The sequence below is a fragment of the Paenibacillus sp. FSL R5-0470 genome, assembly GCF_037975205.1.
Taxonomy (GTDB): Bacteria; Bacillota; Bacilli; order Paenibacillales; family Paenibacillaceae; genus Paenibacillus_AQ.
Genome location: NZ_CP150238.1, coordinates 2,552,088 through 2,571,992 on the forward strand (window position 1 = coordinate 2,552,088; position 19,905 = coordinate 2,571,992).

The 19,905-nt window shown below is 44.1% G+C and carries 23 protein-coding genes; 19 read left to right on the forward strand and 4 right to left on the reverse strand.

Annotated elements, in window-relative coordinates:
* The first annotated feature begins 42 nt into the window (after positions 1-42).
* Positions 43-837, forward strand: coding sequence for a helix-turn-helix domain-containing protein (locus MKY99_RS10890; RefSeq protein WP_339270434.1), 795 nt, complete (start codon positions 43-45; stop codon positions 835-837).
* Positions 838-849: 12 nt separating this feature from the next.
* Here MKY99_RS10890 and MKY99_RS10895 read toward each other — a convergent pair whose 3' ends face one another.
* The 3 genes from MKY99_RS10895 to MKY99_RS10905 form a co-directional block, all read right to left on the reverse strand.
* Complete coding sequence (locus MKY99_RS10895) at positions 850-1,896, reverse strand: glycosyltransferase family 4 protein (protein WP_042187080.1); 1,047 nt, start codon at positions 1,894-1,896, stop codon at positions 850-852.
* A 119-nt stretch (positions 1,897-2,015) separates the two neighbouring features.
* Complete coding sequence (locus tag MKY99_RS10900; RefSeq protein ID WP_339270436.1) at positions 2,016-2,861, reverse strand: sugar phosphate isomerase/epimerase; 846 nt, start codon at positions 2,859-2,861, stop codon at positions 2,016-2,018.
* A gap of 50 nt (positions 2,862-2,911) precedes the next feature.
* Positions 2,912-3,820, reverse strand: coding sequence for an alpha/beta hydrolase (locus MKY99_RS10905; RefSeq protein WP_339270437.1), 909 nt, complete (start codon positions 3,818-3,820; stop codon positions 2,912-2,914).
* 375 nt (positions 3,821-4,195) lie between these two features.
* Between MKY99_RS10905 and MKY99_RS10910 the strand changes: the two genes are divergently transcribed.
* From MKY99_RS10910 to MKY99_RS10955, 10 genes are all read left to right on the forward strand, one after another.
* Positions 4,196-4,699: a GNAT family N-acetyltransferase gene (locus MKY99_RS10910; protein ID WP_339270439.1), complete on the forward strand. Its 504-nt coding sequence runs from the start codon at positions 4,196-4,198 to the stop codon at positions 4,697-4,699.
* Positions 4,700-4,925: 226 nt separating this feature from the next.
* A complete protein-coding gene (locus tag MKY99_RS10915) occupies positions 4,926-6,995 on the forward strand; it encodes a bifunctional aldolase/short-chain dehydrogenase (protein WP_339270441.1) in 2,070 nt (689 codons plus the stop codon).
* Positions 6,996-7,035: 40 nt separating this feature from the next.
* On the forward strand, positions 7,036-7,794 hold the full coding sequence (locus MKY99_RS10920; RefSeq protein WP_042187090.1) for a DeoR/GlpR family DNA-binding transcription regulator: 759 nt from the start codon (positions 7,036-7,038) through the stop codon (positions 7,792-7,794).
* Positions 7,795-7,820: 26 nt separating this feature from the next.
* Positions 7,821-8,549, forward strand: coding sequence for a (Fe-S)-binding protein (locus MKY99_RS10925; RefSeq protein WP_339270443.1), 729 nt, complete (start codon positions 7,821-7,823; stop codon positions 8,547-8,549).
* Positions 8,546-10,099: a LutB/LldF family L-lactate oxidation iron-sulfur protein gene (locus MKY99_RS10930; RefSeq protein WP_149644070.1), complete on the forward strand. Its 1,554-nt coding sequence runs from the start codon at positions 8,546-8,548 to the stop codon at positions 10,097-10,099. The genes MKY99_RS10925 and MKY99_RS10930 overlap by 4 nt, the downstream gene beginning before the upstream one ends.
* The gene (locus MKY99_RS10935; RefSeq protein WP_339270447.1) at positions 10,092-10,820 is read left to right on the forward strand and encodes an LUD domain-containing protein; all 729 of its coding nucleotides are present in this window, start codon (positions 10,092-10,094) and stop codon (positions 10,818-10,820) included. Before MKY99_RS10930 ends, MKY99_RS10935 begins: the two co-directional genes overlap by 8 nt.
* Before the next feature lie 27 nt (positions 10,821-10,847).
* On the forward strand, positions 10,848-12,335 hold the full coding sequence (rhaB, locus tag MKY99_RS10940; RefSeq protein WP_339270449.1) for a rhamnulokinase: 1,488 nt from the start codon (positions 10,848-10,850) through the stop codon (positions 12,333-12,335).
* A gap of 222 nt (positions 12,336-12,557) precedes the next feature.
* Positions 12,558-13,832, forward strand: a complete 1,275-nt coding sequence (gene rhaA, locus MKY99_RS10945; RefSeq protein WP_339270451.1) for an L-rhamnose isomerase — start codon at positions 12,558-12,560, stop codon at positions 13,830-13,832.
* A gap of 117 nt (positions 13,833-13,949) precedes the next feature.
* Positions 13,950-14,588, forward strand: coding sequence for a Vat family streptogramin A O-acetyltransferase (locus tag MKY99_RS10950; protein WP_339270453.1), 639 nt, complete (start codon positions 13,950-13,952; stop codon positions 14,586-14,588).
* 111 nt (positions 14,589-14,699) lie between these two features.
* Positions 14,700-15,071, forward strand: coding sequence for a YkvA family protein (locus MKY99_RS10955; RefSeq protein WP_042187107.1), 372 nt, complete (start codon positions 14,700-14,702; stop codon positions 15,069-15,071).
* A 16-nt stretch (positions 15,072-15,087) separates the two neighbouring features.
* Here MKY99_RS10955 and MKY99_RS10960 read toward each other — a convergent pair whose 3' ends face one another.
* Positions 15,088-15,480, reverse strand: coding sequence for a helix-turn-helix domain-containing protein (locus tag MKY99_RS10960; protein WP_042187109.1), 393 nt, complete (start codon positions 15,478-15,480; stop codon positions 15,088-15,090).
* 151 nt (positions 15,481-15,631) lie between these two features.
* On the opposite strand from MKY99_RS10960, the gene MKY99_RS10965 reads away from it, so the two are divergent.
* From MKY99_RS10965 to MKY99_RS11000, 8 genes are all read left to right on the forward strand, one after another.
* Positions 15,632-16,306 (forward strand): NAD(P)H-dependent oxidoreductase, encoded by a 675-nt coding sequence (locus tag MKY99_RS10965; protein WP_149644076.1) that lies wholly within the window; start codon positions 15,632-15,634, stop codon positions 16,304-16,306.
* Positions 16,307-16,516: 210 nt separating this feature from the next.
* Entirely contained in the window at positions 16,517-16,927 is a 411-nt protein-coding gene (locus MKY99_RS10970; protein WP_076283039.1) for a CidA/LrgA family holin-like protein, read from the forward strand.
* Positions 16,927-17,613, forward strand: coding sequence for an LrgB family protein (locus MKY99_RS10975; protein WP_076283038.1), 687 nt, complete (start codon positions 16,927-16,929; stop codon positions 17,611-17,613). Before MKY99_RS10970 ends, MKY99_RS10975 begins: the two co-directional genes overlap by 1 nt.
* A 91-nt stretch (positions 17,614-17,704) precedes the next feature.
* The gene (locus tag MKY99_RS10980; RefSeq protein WP_042126589.1) at positions 17,705-17,884 is read left to right on the forward strand and encodes a hypothetical protein; all 180 of its coding nucleotides are present in this window, start codon (positions 17,705-17,707) and stop codon (positions 17,882-17,884) included.
* Between the two features lie 176 nt (positions 17,885-18,060).
* On the forward strand, positions 18,061-18,249 hold the full coding sequence (locus MKY99_RS10985; RefSeq protein WP_339270456.1) for a hypothetical protein: 189 nt from the start codon (positions 18,061-18,063) through the stop codon (positions 18,247-18,249).
* A gap of 162 nt (positions 18,250-18,411) precedes the next feature.
* Positions 18,412-18,978 (forward strand): putative ABC transporter permease, encoded by a 567-nt coding sequence (locus tag MKY99_RS10990; RefSeq protein WP_339270458.1) that lies wholly within the window; start codon positions 18,412-18,414, stop codon positions 18,976-18,978.
* A gap of 145 nt (positions 18,979-19,123) precedes the next feature.
* Positions 19,124-19,588 carry a DUF523 domain-containing protein gene (locus MKY99_RS10995; protein ID WP_042187118.1) on the forward strand — a complete coding sequence of 155 codons (465 nt, stop codon included), beginning with the start codon at positions 19,124-19,126 and terminating at the stop codon, positions 19,586-19,588.
* A gap of 61 nt (positions 19,589-19,649) precedes the next feature.
* Positions 19,650-19,796 carry a hypothetical protein gene (locus tag MKY99_RS11000; protein ID WP_156113097.1) on the forward strand — a complete coding sequence of 49 codons (147 nt, stop codon included), beginning with the start codon at positions 19,650-19,652 and terminating at the stop codon, positions 19,794-19,796.
* Positions 19,797-19,905 lie beyond the last annotated feature (109 nt).

Consider the following 19,905-nt stretch of genomic DNA (forward strand, 5'->3'; position numbering starts at 1 on the left):
ACGATCTGGTCATCGACTACTTAGAGAAGAGGAGTGAATGCTATGAAAACTAATAGTGTCCAAATAAGCCTATGCGGCTTTATTCGCCATACTCAGCCTTTTCGGCAATTATATCGCAGTGGGCTGGATACCTATATCATCAGGCTGCAAGCAGAAGGGGAGTGTGAAGTACTGATCGATGGGGACATGGTAACCGTGGTGCCTGGTGATCTGTTATTATTTAAGCCTCAAGATATATATGATCTGAGAATCGGGGAAAAGAAGAGTCCGCTGGGACATAGTGTGGACTATTTTGTAATGTGTACAGGGGAATGGGTGGATCAGTGGTGGAACCTGCGCGAAAGACCGAAGAAGGTTAGAATTGCGGATGATGGCAAGCTGCAAAGTATATGGCAACAGCTTGATCTGGAGAATAGAAGATTAGATGGGGGTAGCCCTGAAATACTTGAGGCGCTGTTTAAAGCGCTATGTCTGCTGTTAGATCGGGCTATGGAAGAAGCACCTGCATCATCATCAGCCTCACTGCTGCACGGGCTTAAGATGAAGAGTTATGTAGAGGAGCATGCTACATCAGAAATCAGGCTAAAGGATGTAGCTGCCCATGCCGGAATTAGTGTAACGAGGGCTGTGCATGTATTCAAAATTCAATTCGGCTGCTCTATTATGCAATATGCTGGGCAAATTCGGCTTGCTATGGCACTTCGATTAATGGACAACACCAATTATACCTTAGAGCGAATAGCAGAGGAGACGGGGTTTGGAAGCTACACCTATTTCCACAGGGTATTTCGGGAACGTTATGGCGTCTCACCAGGCAACTATCGTAAGAGAGAGTAGCCTTCACTATTTTTAAGATCGTCTAGTTTTTAACAAGAAGTCCCTAACCGCTTGCTCAAATAACCTGACACTATTTGCCCATGTCCATTTGAGGGAAGATCTTTCACCTTGTACGGCTAATTTAGTTCTTAAGTTTGGGTCTCGAATTAGGCGGATGACATCTTCACCAAGCCGATTCTCGTACCGATAGGAGAGCAGGCAGTTCTTCTCGTGATTTGCGTATTCCATATTTCCACCTGAATAAACACAGACGAGTGCTGCGCCACACCGCATGGCTTCAAGCCCCGGCAAAGAACCCGTATCAAAAATACTAGAACTAACAAAGATATCTGCACCGTTGTAATGGTAACAGAGCTCCTCATCATTAGCAGGCGTGAAGAATCGATATTTGCCAGTAGCTTTCATTCTTTGGAGAACTTCTGAAGTGTTGAACTCGTCGGGCGGACTGATAAAGTTAATATTTACATTGGGACATTGATTTTTCACGTGATCCAGCTGCTCTATAAGATAGTCTTGCTCACGGTGCCATGAGAAACCACGTTCTGCTTTTCTTAATATAGCTGTTATGTTTAAAGGCTCCTGAAGACTGTAACGGATATTCATATTCTTGAAGGAGGAGCTAATGCCAATGGGCACGATTTTTCCTGTGATCCCATGATTTAAACGAATCAGTTCCTGCTGCCAATGCGATAAAACAATTAGATGCTCTGTGACATGATAAGAAGGGAACGACAGCGAACTATCTGGTAAAAAGGGGGGTTCATAACATAATGACAATCTTACATGAATTCCTTTTCCTTGATTGCTAGCTGCTTGAGAGGTAGGGACTGTCGTATGAAAATTAGAAACAATAACATCGCCTATGGGATAGTCCTGTTCTTGAAGCTCCATATGTGTGGAACGGATTAAGGTGGAGCGGACATCATAGGAAACAACCCCATCCACAGGCATGAGGATAGTAACCTGATGCCCCATAGCTGTTAGCCCATTGGCGAGTTCTACCAGCATGCGTTGAGCTCCACCATGAGATAAGGTCAGAATAGGGAATGTGAATCTCATCGGTAATCCCGTCCCTTCCAAGTTAGGGCTTAATCGTCAAACGATGTTACTCAATCGTTCTGTTTCTTATTTTATTCAACTCGCATAGAAAGGTACCATTTAGCTAATTTTGAAAAGCGTTATTTTTCCATATGAGCAATATTCTTCAGTAAAGCAACGGTCTCATTAATCTCGAGGTTCGTTATATCTTCTAAAGATAGGTCGATCATGGGCTTATATTTTTGGAGTTTGCTCAGGAAAGCTTCGGTATGAAAATGCCCTCCACCAGCCTTACCGTGGTAAATTCTCTCTCCATCTTGATAGATGTCTTTTAAATGCGCCAAAATGATCCGATCCCCGAACAACCTGAAGGCGTCATCAACAATTTGATCCTGCATATCTACCGCGTCACCAATAAAATTGCATGGATCCAGGACAACCCCAATATTGCCAGAGGGAATTTCATCTAAGATGCGGCGCATCTTGTCAGGTGTAGAAAGAGTATGTGTGCAGACCCCCTCCAATCCCAGAAAAACACCCCATTTTTCAGCTTCCTCTGCAAGCTCTTGTACAGTTGCCTTTAATATATCCCAGCCGATCTCTTCGTAATGGAGCGGATCTTGTGCTTGGAAAGTAGTCAGTGCGCCCGTCTCCGTAGCCACCATAGGGGCGCCGAATTGGCGGGCATACCGTAGATGTTCTTTAAAGCGATCTATTTCAAATCTCCGAATAACAGGATCCGGGTGAATGGGATTGATATAACAGCCTAACACTCCGATACGTATACCTGCTCTGTCAAATTGTTCGCCAATATAGTTTGCGAGGCCTGGACTTAATTTACCTGTGGAGGTATCGATGTCCTGAATAGCTTTGGATAAAGCAAGTTGAACAAAATCGATATCATAATTCTGAAGCGTTGCTGTCAACGATTTGAGGGGTAAACAACCAAATGTATGCGCTAATGTTCCGTATCTGATGGAAATCATCTCCTTATCTAGGGTAGGTATGTGTAATTACAAACATAATAGTAGCGCTTTCATCTGGATGCAAGTGATTTATCCTTATCGTCTATCAGGAAATTGATGATCTCAGTGTTTACTTTATCCGGTTGCTCATGATTAATCCCGTGTCCCGCATGGGGGATGACTTGGTAATAGAACTTTCCATCTTCTAAAATATTTATGAAATCCTTCGATTGTTTTAGCGCGTGTTCTCCAACTAGAAAATAGAGCTTGTCTCTAACTGCGACTGCAGCGTTTTTATCGTATGGATGAAGCTTATGCACAAACATAGCTTGCTGATTATGAGTGCGCATTAAAAGGATCAGATGAGCAGCTAATGCTGGATGGTTGTCAAATAATGGGGAGTGAGGTGCGCTTAACTTCTTCAGAACTTTCAGTAAATTGCGATCCGTTGGAATCAGAATCTCCGGGAACATCATCATTAAAGTTTGGATCATGGCTTTAATCGGTGCAGTGACCATCCCGCCCTCCAAACAAACGACACGGTTCACTTTGTCCGGTTGCTTGGTCGCATAATTAAAAGCAATATAGGCGCCATTGGACACACCCGCAATATTAAAGACGTCTATATTCAGATACGTCGCTATTTCATTAATCCATTTTACTTGCTCAAACTTCTGTTTGTTAAACTGCTCGTTAGGTATGCTTTTTCCGGGTCCACCCAAAGTATCAATCGCGATGCAATAAAAATGCTTCGATAACTCCTCGATATTTAAGATCCACATGACCGCCGAGTTATCACCAACACCATGAAACAGTAGTAAAGGTGGATTATTCTTTTGACCAGCAAGGATACAATGCGTCAGTCCATATGTGGTTGGAACATCAATCTCCTCAAGCGGAATGGGCCACTGCTCAATCATCTGCTCATAGGAGTGCCACACTCGTTCTTGCGCTTTTACATTCTTGAAGCTATTTACCATCTCAAACCTCCTTATCCAAAATAAAACATCTGCTTCTTATTCCAATTAGTATACTACGAGAGTTCGCAAGGAAGAGATAGAAATAGAAACATTACTGTGAAAAAGAGGGCGGGAGCAGATAAGTGTATTCAATACAACTAAATAGCTACTTTACTCCGGTTATTGTGATATAGATGTACTTTGTACAACTATATCTCTGGAAATCAGCGGATACAGCTTAAGTGGGGGAATTTAGTTGCACAAAGTACACTTAACGATAAACAGGCGTGCTGAAGTTAATTTTAGTTGTAGAAACTGCAATTAAATAATGCAGAGGGCTCTTTTTTGCAGTAAAATTTTTTGATATGGTAAGCAATTTGTGTTCTAGGGGGGATTATGATGTTGATTGAGCTAAAGGAAGCTAGTTTGTCAGATGGACGCGATATTTTTGAAATGATTATGGAGATCGGCCCTGGGGAGAATGGATTCGTTAACAATGGGTTTGATTTGGCTTACAGTGAATTTCCTGATTTCATCAGAGATCGGATAGCACTCTCAAGAGGCGATAATATCCTACCAAACTATGTCCCGCAAACCAACTATTGGTTACTGATTGACTCTTATCCAGTTGGTGTTGGAAAGCTAAGACATTCCTTAAATGATCAATTAAGAAAATCAGGTGGACACATCGGATATAGCATCAGGCCTAGTGAGCGAGGAAAGGGCTTTGGTAAGATTTTTTTAGCAGAGTTGTTAAAAAAAGCTGCGGATCTGGAGATTGATAAGGTCATGCTGACTTGTGAGCCGAACAATGTATCTTCGAGAAAGGTTATTGAAGCGAACAGAGGAATACTTAGCGGTATCGAGGATGGAAAATGTAACTACTGGATTAGTTTATGAGTCGAGTCGGTGCTGAATAGTGGGGGGGAAGGAGTTGCTAATTGGCAACTCTTTTTTTGTTTTTTCGCAATGGAATTTCAGTTCATCCAAGGAGGATTCGTCTATCTTGTGAAATGAATTTTAAATTTTGTTGAAAACGCTCTATTCAAACACAAACAAATAGATTAAAATCAAAACAAACAAAAATAAACAAAAAATAAACATTCAAAAACGGAGGTATTCACAAATGGTACAAAGTTTATGGGATTCTGCACGGGGAAAAGTCATCAACGGAGGTCTGGATGCACTGGTCTATCGCTCCAATCTGTTGGGTGAAGATCGTAGAGTCTGTAATTTTGGAGGAGGGAATACCTCTAGTAAAACTATAGAATTAGATTTCCGTGGTCGTGAGGTTGAAGTCATGTGGGTGAAGGGTAGCGGCTCTGACCTAGCTACGATGAAAGCAGGCAATTTTACCGGATTGCGGCTTGAGGATATTGCGCCTTTGTTTGATCGGGAGGAAATGCCTGATGAGGAAATGGTGGCTTACCTCGCGAATTGTATGATTGATCCTAAGCATCCGCGTGCTTCAATTGAGACGCTGCTGCATGCTTTTTTACCATTCAAACATGTAGATCATACGCATCCAGATGCGATTATCAGCTTATGCTGTGCTCATAACGGTAAAGATATTGCGCGGGAAATCTATGGGGATCGTTTCGTATGGGTGCCTTACATTCGTCCTGGGTTCACTTTATCCAAAATGATCGCTGAAGGCGTACTTGCAAATCCACAAGCAGAATTGGTGTTGATGGAGAAGCATGGTCTCGTGACTTGGGGGGATACGCCGGAAGCTTGTTACGCGAAGACGATCTCTATCATTAATGAAGCAGAGCGTTACATCCAAGATAGAATTGAAGATGAGAATCTGTTCGGAGGTCGCAAATCGGAAGCGCTTCCGGAAGAAGAGCGGCGGGTTGTAGCAGCTGCAGTGATGCCATTGATTAGAGGCGCAGTTAGTGATGAGCGCAAAATGATACTGACCTTCGATGATGAAGAGGATGTGCTGCGTTTTGTAGGTGGAGTTAACTCGGAGAAATTATCCAGTGTAGGTGCAGCTTGTCCGGATCATTTGGTACATACCAAAATGCTGCCACTATTTGTGAATTGGGAACCAAATGCCAGTGATATTGATGGTTTGAAGACGAAGCTGAACGAAGCGATTACCGCATACAAAGAGCAGTACGAAGCGTACTTCGATCGCAATAAGCATGAGGGAGATGTAATGTTCGAAGCCGCACCGCGTGTGATTCTAATTCCCGGAGTGGGAATGATCAACACCGGCAAAAGCTGGAGCAACTCTAAAATTAGCGGTGCCTTGTATCACCGGGCGATTGCTGTTATGCGCGGGGCTACCGCATTGGGAGATTTCGTCTCTCTAAGTGAAAATGAATCGTACAATGTGGAATATTGGCCTTTGGAATTATATAAATTATCGCTGGCACCAGCAGAAGCAGAATTCTCGCGTAAGGTTGCGTTCATTACTGGTGGCGCAGGAGGAATCGGGAGCGAAACCGCTCGTCGACTAGTGTCCGAAGGGGCGCATGTTGTGCTGGCAGATCTCAATCTGGAGGGCGCACAGAAAATTGCCGGGGAGATTAACGATAAATACGGTGAGAATCGTGCGTTCGCTGTTAAAATGGATGTAACGCAGGAGGAGCAAGTTACCGCAGCTTATGCAGATACAGCACTCTTTTATGGCGGAGTAGATATTATTGTTAATAATGCTGGGCTTGCGACTTCCAGTCCTTTTGATGAGACTTCATTAAAAGAGTGGAACTTGAACATTTCCGTGCTAGGAACTGGATATTTCCTCGTTGCACGTGAAGCCTTCAAGGTGATGAAGGAGCAAAAGATTGGCGGTAGCATGGTATTTATTGGCTCTAAGAACTCTATATTTGCTGGAAAAAGCGTATCGGCTTACAGTTCTGCCAAAGCACTCGAAGCACATTTGGCTCGCTGTATTGCAGCTGAAGGTGGAGAGTTCGGTATTCGCGTCAATACAATTTTGCCGGATGCCATTCTACAAGGCTCAGCGATTTGGAATTCGAACTGGCGGAATGAACGGGCTGCTGCTTACGGGATTGAGCCGGATCAACTGGAGGAACATTATCGTAAACGCACAACACTGCTTGTAAATATTTATCCACGTGATATTGCTGAAGGGGTGGCCTTTTTCGCTTCATCCAAGTCAGAGAAGACTACGGGCTGCATGCTGACGATTGACGGTGGAGTGCCGGCAGCTTTTACTAGATAAGTGGAAGATGGAATATAGATAGATATAACGGAGGGAAGCCATGCTGATTGCAGACAGATATGAAAGAATCGTAGAACTAGTGAATGAACGTGGCAGCATTCGTGTCTCGGAACTGAGTACATTATGCCAAGTGACGGAGGAGACCATCCGCCGGGATCTTGATCGCTTGGAAAAGGCGGGGAGGCTGCTACGCTCGCACGGCGGTGCAGTCAGTCTACGTGATCGTCAGCCAGAGACGCCATATGCTGAACGTGAAATTATGAACGCAGCGGAGAAGCAGCAGATTGCTCGTGAAGCAGTGATGATGATAAAGCCGGGAGATCGGATTTTGCTGGATGCTAGCACAACTGCATGGTATATGGCCTCACATTTGCCGGATATGCCACTAACTGTACTGACTAATTCTATTAGGGTAGCTGCGGAGTTAAGTGGGAAGGAACGAATAGATGTGATCTCAACTGGCGGTCAACTGAGCCGCAGATCGATGTCCTTTGTTGGTCATTTAGCCGAGCGTTCGCTTGAGTTGTATCACGTGGATAAGATGTTTTTTTCCTGCAAAGGATTTCATCTCGAACGCGGTGCCAGCGAATCGAATGAGCTGCAAGCGATGGTGAAGCGAAAGATGATTTCTATCGCGGAACAGGTGATCCTACTTTGTGACTCCAGCAAATTCGGAATTCAAGCGTTCACACATGTTGCCACGACTAGTGAATTGGATGTTGTTATAACGGATTACAGCCCTGCCACAGAACAGCTAAAGCAGCTACAGGAGCTGAACATCGCAATCACAACCGTGTAGAAAATAGTGTTGCAGGAGGTGAAGACATGAAGGTATCGATGTTTATTACTTGCATCAGTGATGCAGTGTACCCAAAGGTCGGAGAAGCGATGGCACGTCTGCTTGCCAGATATGGCGTGCAGCTGGATTTTCCCGAAGTGCAGACCTGCTGCGGACAGCCTGCGTACAATAGTGGCTATTGGAATGAGGCACGTCAAGCTGCACTTACGATTTTGCAGGCTTTCGAAGACAGTGACTTTGTCATTGCTCCTTCCGGGTCTTGCACCGGGATGCTTCATCATTACCCGAAACTGTTTCAGGATGATCCGATTAATTTGTTCAAGGCGCAGAATTTGCAGCGTAAATCCTATGAGTTCAGCCAGTTCATGGTACAGGTGCTTGGCGTAACGGATCTAGGGGCAGTATTTCCGCATAAAGTTACCTATCATCCTTCCTGTCATGGCACTCGGATTCTGGGGATTCGTGATGAGCCTATGTTACTTATGCAGAATGTGAAGGCGATGGAGCTAGTGCCATTACCTTTTGCTGAGGACTGTTGTGGGTTTGGTGGAACCTTTGCCGTGAAGATGTCTGATATCTCCGGGGCGATGGTCACCGAGAAGTCAGATCATGTGCTGGAGTCGGAAGCAGAAGTCTTAACGGGTCTGGATATGGGCTGTCTCATGAATATTGCTGGGAATTTGCGTTATCGCCACAAACCGGTCCGAGTCATGCATTTAGCAGAGCTACTGTATGAGGGGGTGAGTGGACAATGAGTCAGAATGCCGCTCAGACTAAATCGGAATCGATTAATGTGAAGCCAGCTACGGTAAAAGAGCGTGCCGACTTGGCGCTGAATAATGACTTTTTGCGCAAGGCGGTTCGCTTTACTACGGAAAGGCTGCGTGACGGGAAACAGAAAGCGGCGAACGATCATGGACACTGGGAAGAATGGCGCGAACGTGGGCGGCAAATTCGCCTGCATACGATCGCTCATCTGGATTATTACTTAAATCTATTTGCGGACAATGCAAGAGCGAACGGCACGCATATTCATTTTGCGGCAACGGGTGAAGAGGCAGTGAAGATTGCTTTAGAGATTGCACAGCGAAAACAAGCGGCTTCCGTGGTCAAATCAAAATCGATGGTGACTGAGGAGCTGCATTTGAATACGGCTCTTGAATCCATTGACGTGGAGACGATTGAAACAGATCTTGGCGAATATATTATCCAGCTTGCCGGAGAAACTCCGTCTCATATCATTATCCCAGCCATCCATAAGAACCGCTATCAGATTGCTGAGCTGTTGTCCAAGGAGGCAGGGGAGGAGCTTTTGCCTGAGACTACAATCCTTGCAGGATTTGTACGGCGCAAGTTACGGGAGAAATTCCTAGAAGCGGATATTGGGATGACGGGGTGCAATTTTGCGATTGCAGAGACAGGTTCCATGGTGCTGTTCGAGAATGAGGGCAATGCTCGCATGGTCACCACCTTGCCGAAGACGCAAATCACTTTGATGGGGATGGAGCGGATTATTCCTTCTTGGAGCGACCTTGAGGTGATGGCTACGTTATTGCCTCGTTCAGCAACTGGCCAGAAGCTAACAGTGTATATGTCCGGTATTTCAGGACCCCGTAGAAAAGATGATGGGGACGGGCCGGAAGAGCAGCATATTATTATCCTTGATAATGGTCGATCTGAGCAGCTCGGCGATCCAGAATTTCAGGAGCTGCTGAACTGTATCCGCTGTGGAGCTTGTCTGAATGCCTGCCCTGTCTATCGTCATATTGGCGGTCATGCCTATGGTGGAACTTATAGCGGACCGATCGGAGCGGTGTTGACCCCGGCGCTGAACAAAAATGTAGATCAATGGGATGATATCGCAGGTGCATCGAGTCTATGCGGTGCGTGTTATGAAGCTTGTCCAGTCAAAATCCCTCTGCATGATATGCTTATCTATTTACGGCGACGTAAGGTAGAGAGAGGTTATGGAGACAAAGCGGAAGGTCTTGGCATGAAAGGTTTTGGTGCGATTATGGCGAAGTCCCAGCGATTCAGTAGTGTGATGAAAGTAGGCAGAATCGGACAAAAGCTACTTGTGAGAGACGGCGGAATTCCGTCAAAGCTTGGGCCGCTAAAAGGCTGGAATAACTACCGGATCGCTCCGAAGCTGGCGGATGAATCCTTCCGCGAGAGCTGGAAAGAGCTGCAGGAGGAGTTAGACCAAAATAGTCGCGAGATGGACCCGTCGATACAGAAACGGATGGAAGATTTATTAGCGAAGCGGAAGGCGGAAGAACTGAAAGGAGAGCCCGGATATGACTGAGGAAACGCACAGAGAATGGCTGGAGCGTATGGACCATGATTCTCGTGAGAAACAGCAGGCATTCATGAACGATATCGCTCGTCGCCTGAAGCGGCCAAGAACGACTGCGGCTCCGTTACATCCTTTTCGCGGTGCTCCAGATTATTGGCAAGAATTCCAGTGGAGTCCAGAAGAACGCATCGATCAATTTACTGCGAATTTTCAAAGTGCAGGTGGACATGTGTTTCGCATGGCAACGATGGATGAAGCTAAAGCTTTTATCGTCAATAAAGCGAGTGATATGCTCGCCCGTTATATTCTTCGGCAAAATGTAACTGAGCTTGCGGCACTTCGGCTAGAAGAAGAACTTGTAGATACGCGGGTATCTGTCTGGAATACGGATATGCAAGAAGCATGGAAAGCTAGGGCGGCGGAAGCCGATATTGGGATTCTGATCGCGGATTATGCAGTTGCTTATACAGGCTCTATTACAGTGTTATCTTCTGCGGATAAAGGGCGCTCTGTCAGCCTGTTGCCAACCGCATTAATTGCCATCGTTCCGCTGGAGCGGCTGAAGACTCGTCTGGGTGAGGTGCTTATTGATTTTGATGAAGCGGGACAATCGGGTCTCCCCGCAGGTATTCACTTTATCTCTGGACCTAGCCGTTCAGCGGATATTGAGAATGATCTGACGATAGGTGTGCATGGCCCTGGAATCGTATTCGCCTTGCTGGTAGGCTGATGAGGAGATAAGGAGTGTTGTTTAAGAATGAATGCTGGGGCACATAAACAGGGTCAGAATCATATTGCTATTGATATTGGAGCCTCTAGTGGGAGAGTCGTTTGCGGAACCTTGCAAGAACCGGAAGGAACCTTATCATTAACAGAAATTCACCGTTTTAGTAATGGGTTCTCTGAGAAGAATGGTAATCTTTATTGGGACGTCGATTATTTATTTGCTGAAATTGTAAAAGGCTTGCAGAAGGCGAAGTCAAAAGGAATTGAGCATTGTACCGTCGGAATTGATACTTGGGCCGTGGATTACGTACTTCTAGATCAGAAGGGTACACGAATTCATGAAGTTTTTTCTTATCGTGATTCCCGAACAGATGGAGCGGTACAAAGCGTACATCGCAATATATCGACTGAAAGCGTTTACACAAAGACGGGGATACAAGTTCTCCCGATTAATACGTTGTACCAGCTGTTTGTGCATGATCAGGCAGATCTTGAAGCAGCACATTCAATCCTGTTGGTCCCTGATTATCTCTACTATCGGCTTACGGGACGAAGAATTAGTGAAGTCACGAATGCTTCAACGACGGGTCTGCTTAATCTGCAAACTCGGGATTATGATACTGATTTACTGGCACTGCTTGGTCTTTCAAAAGAGCAGTTTCCTCCCTTAACGGAACCTGGGGAACGAATTGGCGGATTGACTGATGACTTGGTGGCACGCGGTGATCTTCCAGATTGTGAGTTCATAGCAGTTGCCACACATGATACAGCATCAGCTGTACTAGGCGTTCCTGCAAGTAGCGACAAATGGGGATTTCTCAGTAGTGGTACTTGGTCACTCATCGGGGTGGAACGAGCTTCAGCCATTACAAGTCCAGAAGCGATGGAGCGCAATTATACAAACGAATGGGGAGCCTTCGGCTCATTCCGTTTTCTTAAGAACATTATGGGGATGTGGCTGATCCAAAAGGTTCGTGAGGAATATGGTGGTCAATACAGCTTCGGCGAACTGGTAGAATTGGCAGCGCAAGAAATTCCTTTTAGATCCATCATCTACTGCAATGATGAACGATTCATGAATCCATCCAACATGATCAGCGAGATACAGAGCTATTGTGCGGAAGTCGGACAGTGGGTACCAAAGACACCAGGGGAGATTGCCAGATGTGTGTTTGACAGTCTTGCTCTTTCTTACTATTTCTATGTTCAGGATCTTCAGCTATTGACCGGCGAGAAGTGGGAGCGGCTGCACATCGTAGGCGGAGGGGCGAACAACGCACTACTATGTCAGATCGCGGCGGATTTACTTGAGATGGAGATTTACGCTGGTCCAACGGAATCCACCGCATTAGGTAACGTAGTTATGCAAATGATCAGTGTGGGTACGGTCACAGATATTAAAGAAGCAAGAGAAATTATATATCGTTCATTTGATGTAACAATCTATTTTCCACAAGAGATGGACTCTTCCCTAAAAACCGCGGCATTAGCTGAGTTTACTCGACTGCAGGTCGTTTAAGAGTAACTAATAAAGTAACCGAGAATATATGGGATAACTATTAGATAGCTATGGATGAGCAAAAGAAGGGTATAAATGCCCCTCTTTGAGCGGAAATAGCGGAAAACGAGCAAAAGAAGGGGATAAATCCCCTACATTGAGCATAAAAAGCGGAAAACGAGCAAAAGAAGGGCAAAAATGCCCCTAAATGAAATCACTAAGACAATATCAGGAGGCTCAAGCATGGAGCAGAATACAGAAAGCTTTAGGAGCATTCAGACGAGCTATAATGAAGCGAAAAAGCTCTACGCTCAGCACGGTATTGACGTAGATAAAGTATTAGAGCAGCTTGCAGCAATCAAAATTTCATTGCACTGCTGGCAAGGAGACGATGTAAAGGGCTTCCTGAATAAGGAAAAGGAGCTAAGTGGCGGGATCGCGGTCACGGGCAGTTACCCGGGGCGAGCAAAAAATCCGGAGGAGCTGCGCCGTGATTTGGAGCAAGCACTAGCACTTATCCCCGGACGTCATAAAGTTAATTTACATGCTATTTATGCTGATACGGAAGAAACTGTAGATCTTGATGCGCTAGAGCCTAAGCATTTTGAAAGATGGGTGGAATGGGCTAAGGAGCAGGGACTTGGATTAGATTTCAATCCCACTTGCTTCTCTCATGAAAAAGCTAATGATGGCTTTACACTAAGCCACTCGGATCCTGAAATCCGCAATTTCTGGATTGCTCATTGCAAGGCTTCACGCCGAATCTCAGAATCCTTCGGTCAGGCACTAGGTCAGCCTTGTGTAACCAACTTCTGGGTTCCAGATGGATATAAAGATACACCGATCGACCGTCTGTCACCGAGAGTACGACTTCAGCAATCACTGGACGAGATCTTCAGCGAGGAGATTGATCAGCAATATAACATTGATGCTGTAGAAAGCAAGCTGTTCGGAATTGGTTCAGAAAGTTATGTGGTAGGTTCGCATGAATTTTATATGGGTTATGCACTAAGTCGGGGCAAAGCGGTTTGCTTCGATGCTGGGCATTTCCATCCGACCGAGACCATCTCGAATAAACTATCCTCTTGGCTGCTGTTTGGTGATCAATTGTTGCTGCATGTTAGCCGTCCAGTACGCTGGGATAGTGATCATGTGGTGACTATGGATGATGAACTGCTGGAGATTGCTCGTGAACTAGTTAGAGGTCAATTCCTGGAAAGAACTCATATTGGACTCGATTTCTTTGACGGAAGTATTAATCACATTGCCGCTTGGGTGATCGGAACACGTAACACAATCAAAGCTCTGCTACGTGCGATGCTGGAACCGATAGAGCTATTGAAGCAAATTGAACTGGATGGGGATTATACTACTAGACTTGCACTGGTAGAGGAATTGAAATCTTATCCGTTCGGAGCTATTTGGGATTATTATTGTGCGACGAATGGTGTGCCTGTCCGAGAAAGTTGGCTGAGCGATGTGAAGCAATACGAAGTAGATGTTTTATCAAAGCGATAAAGTACTTGTTATGGCGGTTACCACACGGTAGCCGCTTTTTATGTTCATGATTCGTACTTATTTGAAAAGATATGTGATCTCTGCTATGTTTTATCAAAAAGAGAGAGAGGCGTTATTATGGAGAAATATGGACCGAATCCGAATTCGCTCTATCCGAATGAACAGATCAAAAGCATCTGTTATATCAAAAATGTGATTACAAGAAAAAATATTACGATTGGCGATTATACGTATTATGATGATATAGACGGTGCCGAAAAGTTTGAGGAGCATGTGACTCATCATTATGATTTTATTGGTGACAAGCTTATTATTGGGAAATTCTGCGCGATTGCCAAAGGTATTGAATTTGTCATGAATGGTGCGAACCATCGAATGAATTCTGTTACGACCTACCCTTTTAATATCATGTCTAATGGCTGGGAGCATGCGGTTCCAGAACTATCAGATTTACCCTTAAAAGGAGATACGGTGATTGGCAACGATGTGTGGATTGGGCAGAATGTTACGGTTATGCCGGGTGTACATATTGGTAATGGAGCTGTCATCGCGGCCAATTCAACAGTTGTCAAAGATATCCCGGCTTATAGTGTCGCTGGAGGAAATCCATGTAAAGTAATCAGACAACGTTTTGATGATGAATTGATCGAACATCTAGAAGCGCTTAAGTGGTGGGATTGGGATGCCGAGCGAATCTTTAAGAATCTTGAAGCGTTATGCAGCAGTGATTTGAATAAGATCAAAGAAATTAAATGATATTGTGTAAGTTTCATAGAACGAGCTATAGTTTATCTTAAAGATATAAATAATAGCTGAGGGTATACTGACTGTATGTACTTCATATGAACCTTGCGGAGGGAAAATCTAATGAAGAAAGATGATGATAAGATCACTGCGGAACTCACAGCAGAGAAGTTTCCATACAGTAAAGAGAACGAGGAGATGGTGACGCGGAATTTTTGGACTAAAACTAAAAAGTTCGCAGGAAAGATCCCATTTACTAAAGATGCTATTGCGATGTATTATTGCGCAGTCGATGCAAAGACCCCTTTATGGGCAAAAGGAATTGCCTTCGGAGCGTTGGCTTATTTCATCTCCCCGATTGATGCGATACCCGATGCGATTCTCGGCCTTGGATTTACAGATGATGCAGCGATCATTGCAGCAGGCATTAAAGCGATATCTGGTCAGGTAACCAACGAACATAAGGAAAAGGCCGAAGCATTTTTTGAAAAATAAAAGGTGCAGCTTTGAGCTACACCGTAATATCCATACCTTCTGGACAGCTTTCTGCGGAAAGCTGTTTTGTTTTGTAAACCTCGCCCCAGTCTTTCATGAGTTTAATAATAGGGGTCAGTGTCTTGCCAAATTCAGTTAACGAGTATTCGACTTTCGGGGGAACCTGATGGTAGACCTCGCGGTGAACAACTCCATCTTCTTCCAGCTCTCTAAGCTGCAAGGTTAACATGCGTTGAGTGATTCCTGGGCATATCCGGCGAAATTCGTTAAAGCGTTTCGTTCCATCCATCAAGTGATAGATGAGAATCCCCTTCCATTTTCCTCCTATAACATCGAGCGTAAATTCCACAGGGCAAGCTTCCTTATTTCCCCCTGGGAAATCTCCGAATCCACCTTTTCGATCACGCATAGCCGTTCAACTCCCATAGTATCAATTTGTATACTACATAACATTAATGTGCGTACTTTTAAAGAAGTGATATATATTCTAATATTAAGCATGAGAACGGCAAACAGTCAAATGGGCCGTTGATTCTAAGCAAATAAAAGGAGTGTTAAATATGGATACTTTATCATTAAACAAGAATGAAATCCTGTCTGCTTACCAGTTCAGACATGCAACTAAAGAATTTGATAGTCATAAAAAAATTAGTGAGTCAGACTTTCAGTTTATTCTGGAAACAGGACGTCTGTCACCAAGTTCATTCGGATTCGAGCCTTGGCGTTTTGTCGTAGTACAAAGTCCGGAAATACGTGAGAAATTACGTGCTCATGCCTGGGGAGCACAAAAGCAATTGCCAACCGCAAGTCATTTTGTATTGATTCTCTCACGTCTTCCTAAAGATATGGCTGCTGATTCAGATTATATTAAAGGGATCATGGAGCATGTGCAGGAGCTACCTCCAGAAGTGATGGAAGGGAAAGGTAATATGTTCGATAAGTTCTTGAAGGTTGATTTTGGATTGATGGAGAATGAGCGTGCAATGTTCGAATGGAGCTGCCGTCAGACTTATATAGCCCTTGGTAATATGATGACATCAGCCGCTTTAATCGGAATCGATTCTTGCCCAATGGAAGGTTTCGATAAAGCGAAGATAGAGCAAGTTCTTACCGAAGAGGGGATTATGGATGCCGAACATTTTGGAATCTCCTGCATGGTAGCCTTTGGGTATCGTTTGAATGAACCACGTGGAAAAACAAGACAAAGCGCAGAGCAAGTCGTTCAGTGGGTTTAACTAAGCTGGAATTTCATTTTTGAGCTGCATAACGAAAATAATGAAACCTGCAAAGTCTCCAGTGTCTTGGAGATCATGCAGGTTATTTTTGTTTAATTCTTACAAGATTCGAAAAGTAATTGAAATTTTCATGAAAACTCTGATACTCTTATTGAGGTGACCCATTTTAAGCTTTATCGAGTTAATTTAATAATGAAGGGATCCTGCATCATGAAAATCATTCGCATAATTATCCAAGTGTTCCTGCTTTATTTGTTCTACTTGGCTGGAGACTTCCTGCAAAAGCAGCTGCATCTTCCCGTTTCTGGGAGTATCGTCGGATTACTGCTGCTCTTTGTTTTATTGCTATTCAAGGTTGTACCAGTGAAGTGGATTGAAGATGGTGCAACAACAATATTAGCTTATCTTCCGTTATTTTTTATTCCAGCGACGGCTGGGATCGTGAAGCATATGGATATTTTTAGTGGAAGAGGTTTGCTCTTAATCTTGATTCTTATCGTTAGCAGCGTCCTCACAATTGCAGCAGCAGCACATACGAGTCAATGGCTTTCAACCTTGAAAGGAAAGAGCAAGGCGGGCTGGAGCAGCAAGAGCTTAAGCGAAAAGGGGAAGGAATTATAATGTTTTTTATCGCGACAGGAATTGTCCTGCTTAATGTTGCTATTTATTTGATGATGTCCGTAATTTATAGACGTTTTCGGTTTCCTGTACTGATTCCCGCGTTAACAGCAACAGTCCTTGTTGTAGCAATACTTCTATTTTTTCATATTCCGTATGATACATATATGATAGGCGGTCAGTGGATCAATCAGTTACTCGGTCCTGCTGTAGTGGCGCTAGCCTACCCATTGTATAAACAACGTAATGTGTTAGTCGAGAATCTTCCAGCCATCCTGGGGGGAGCGATTGCAGGACTGTTACTAGGGATGTTTAGTGGTCTGCTTTTGGCGGCTGGTCTAGGATTCTCTAAATTGTATGTTCTGTCCATTTTGCCAAAATCGATCACAACACCTGTGGCGATACAAATCTCAAATGGTTTAGGTGGGGACTCCTCGCTAACCTCCGTATTTGTAATGATTGCCGGATTTACAGGTGCGATTGGCGGTCCTCTCATTATTAAACTGTTTAAGATTCGAAGCGAAGTTGGGATTGGGATCGGGTTAGGAACGGGTTCTCATGCACTTGGAACTGCAAAGGCACTGGAATACGGTGAACAGTCAGTTTCAATGAGCTCCGTAGCGATGACCGTTTGTGCTATTGTCGGTTCATGTATCGGTCCGGTGGTAGCTTGGATCATGTACCCTTAAATTCATTCATCGTAACTATGTTTGCAAAACACTCCATCGGGTAACTATAACTAAGGAACAAATAAAGCAAAGTACCTGAGGAGGATTTCACATGTCAGATTATTCTCAAGATGAAGCGGAAATCCGCAACAAGGAAAATAAAGACGGCGATTCATTAGCTGAAATTAAGAAGATGGAGAATGGTGTGGACATCGAGCCAGAAGCAGACGATTGGGTAGCCAAGCCTGCAGAGTCCTCGCATCCTGATCCGCTTCCTAACGATTTGGACTAAATGATTCGGAAGACAGGCTGTCCTTCATTGGGCAGTCTGTTTTTCTTGAGATGATTTTAGCAATTATTGTATAATGAATTCAGGTACAACCTCATCAGAGAGTTTTCTCCAAATTCTTAGTAGCTTTTCGCAAATTTCACAGATCTCAGCCATTCTTATAGCAGGGAGGAAATGAAATGCGTAGTCGGAATGAGAACAGCCGATATCGGCAAAAACGTGGTGAGGCTCTTGTAGGCAACTTTGAGAAAAAGTATGGTTCAAACTTTGGCGTACGAAGTGAACTTTCAACCGATACGTTAAAGAAACAAGACGAGAATCAGTCGCTAATATCGGCTCAGAATCATGAAGAACGGCTAAAACCATAAGCGTAGGTGGATAGAGAATCCGCTTCACTCTTTATAATTTGTAATGAAGACATAACCTTTGGGTTATGTCTTTTTTGTTGCGCATATCTCCTGAAGGATTAAGGCATAATAGGGCCGGATGGATATTTAAGAAAATAATGACAACTAGGAGTGGTGTATAACATGATGACTTCTATATTTTCTTCAAGCGGAGATTCTGCGATGGCAGTGGCGGGCCAATATTTCTTTTATTTTATGATCTACTCTTTTTTAGGCTGGGTATTGGAAGGTACATATAACTTATATAGTAATGGAAGCTTTCGCAAAGAAGGCTTTCTAAAAGGCCCTTTTAAACCAATGTATGGATTTGCACCACTGCTTCTATTGATTGCCAGAGACTTAACCCTGCCTTTCCCAATTTTCCTCCTGCTTGCGTTAGTCGTTCCTTCAGCTGTTGAATATGTAAGTGGTTGGCTGCTGAAGACTGTCTTTCAAAAGCAATGGTGGGATTACTCAGGGATGTCTTATCAACTGCAAGGGCATATTTGCCTTCGATTCTCCCTATATTGGTGGGCGCTATCAGTAGCTTGTGTATATGGGATTCAGCCGTTTATGGAGCGTTTGTATTCACTAGTCCATAATGTTTGGGGAATTATATTTCCTTTCGTGGGACTCTATCTTATGGCTGATTTATTGTGGACTTGCTGGAGTCGGTATAGAAGTGAGAAGACCCCCCAATATCAAGATTAATGATGCCTATATGGACATAATAAGCATTCTTTTGTATATGAAGCACAAACATTTCAGTGACAAGCATTTCGATCTTGCATATCAGTTTTGTGTCGTAAATAATATAGCCATATATTAAATACTAGACGGACTGGTGGAGATTACGATGACAGGGAAGATTCTAGTAAGCGCATGTCTGTTAGGACATAAAGTGCGTTATGATAATGGTGATGTGCCGTGTCTAGATGCTCGTTTCTTGAAGTGGTATGAGGAAGGGCGTTTTGTCCACATTTGTCCTGAGGTAGTCGGAGGGTTATCAACGCCTCGTCCAGATGCCCAGCGGCAAGGTGAGCGGGTAGTAACAGGTGCAGGTGTGGATGTTACGGAACCTTTTATGAAAGGTGCTCAAGCAACGCTGAAGCTGGCTACAGAACATCAAGTTACATTAGCAATATTAAAACAGGATAGTCCTTCTTGTGGTAGTCTTTATATTTATGATGGTACTTTTAGGGATACGAAGATGTCAGGAGAAGGTACAACTACGGAGTTATTACGGCAAAATGGCTTTAAAGTGTTCGGCGAAGATCAACTAGATGAAGTGGAGAAAGAACTTGCTCGTATGGAGGGGTAAGTCATTCTTAAAGTAATAAATCGAACTCACGTTACATAGTGTGTATAAGGGGAACGAAGCAGTGTCCTTGGGAGAGGAAATGCCGTCCGAAGAGCCATCCTTCATTTGGGATTGGAGGCGGACGCAGATGAGTATTGATCAGCTCATTTCATTGCTTGTTCTTGTCATCATGATCGTACAGCTTGCCGGCTACAAAGGGAAACATTAAGTTCAAAGTCTCACCTCATTGTAACTGCTTCCGGACCTCAGAAAGTATTGAGCCGTTCGGAAGCTTTTTTTGTTCCACGCTAAGCATATTGCCGAATCTAAAGGATTCC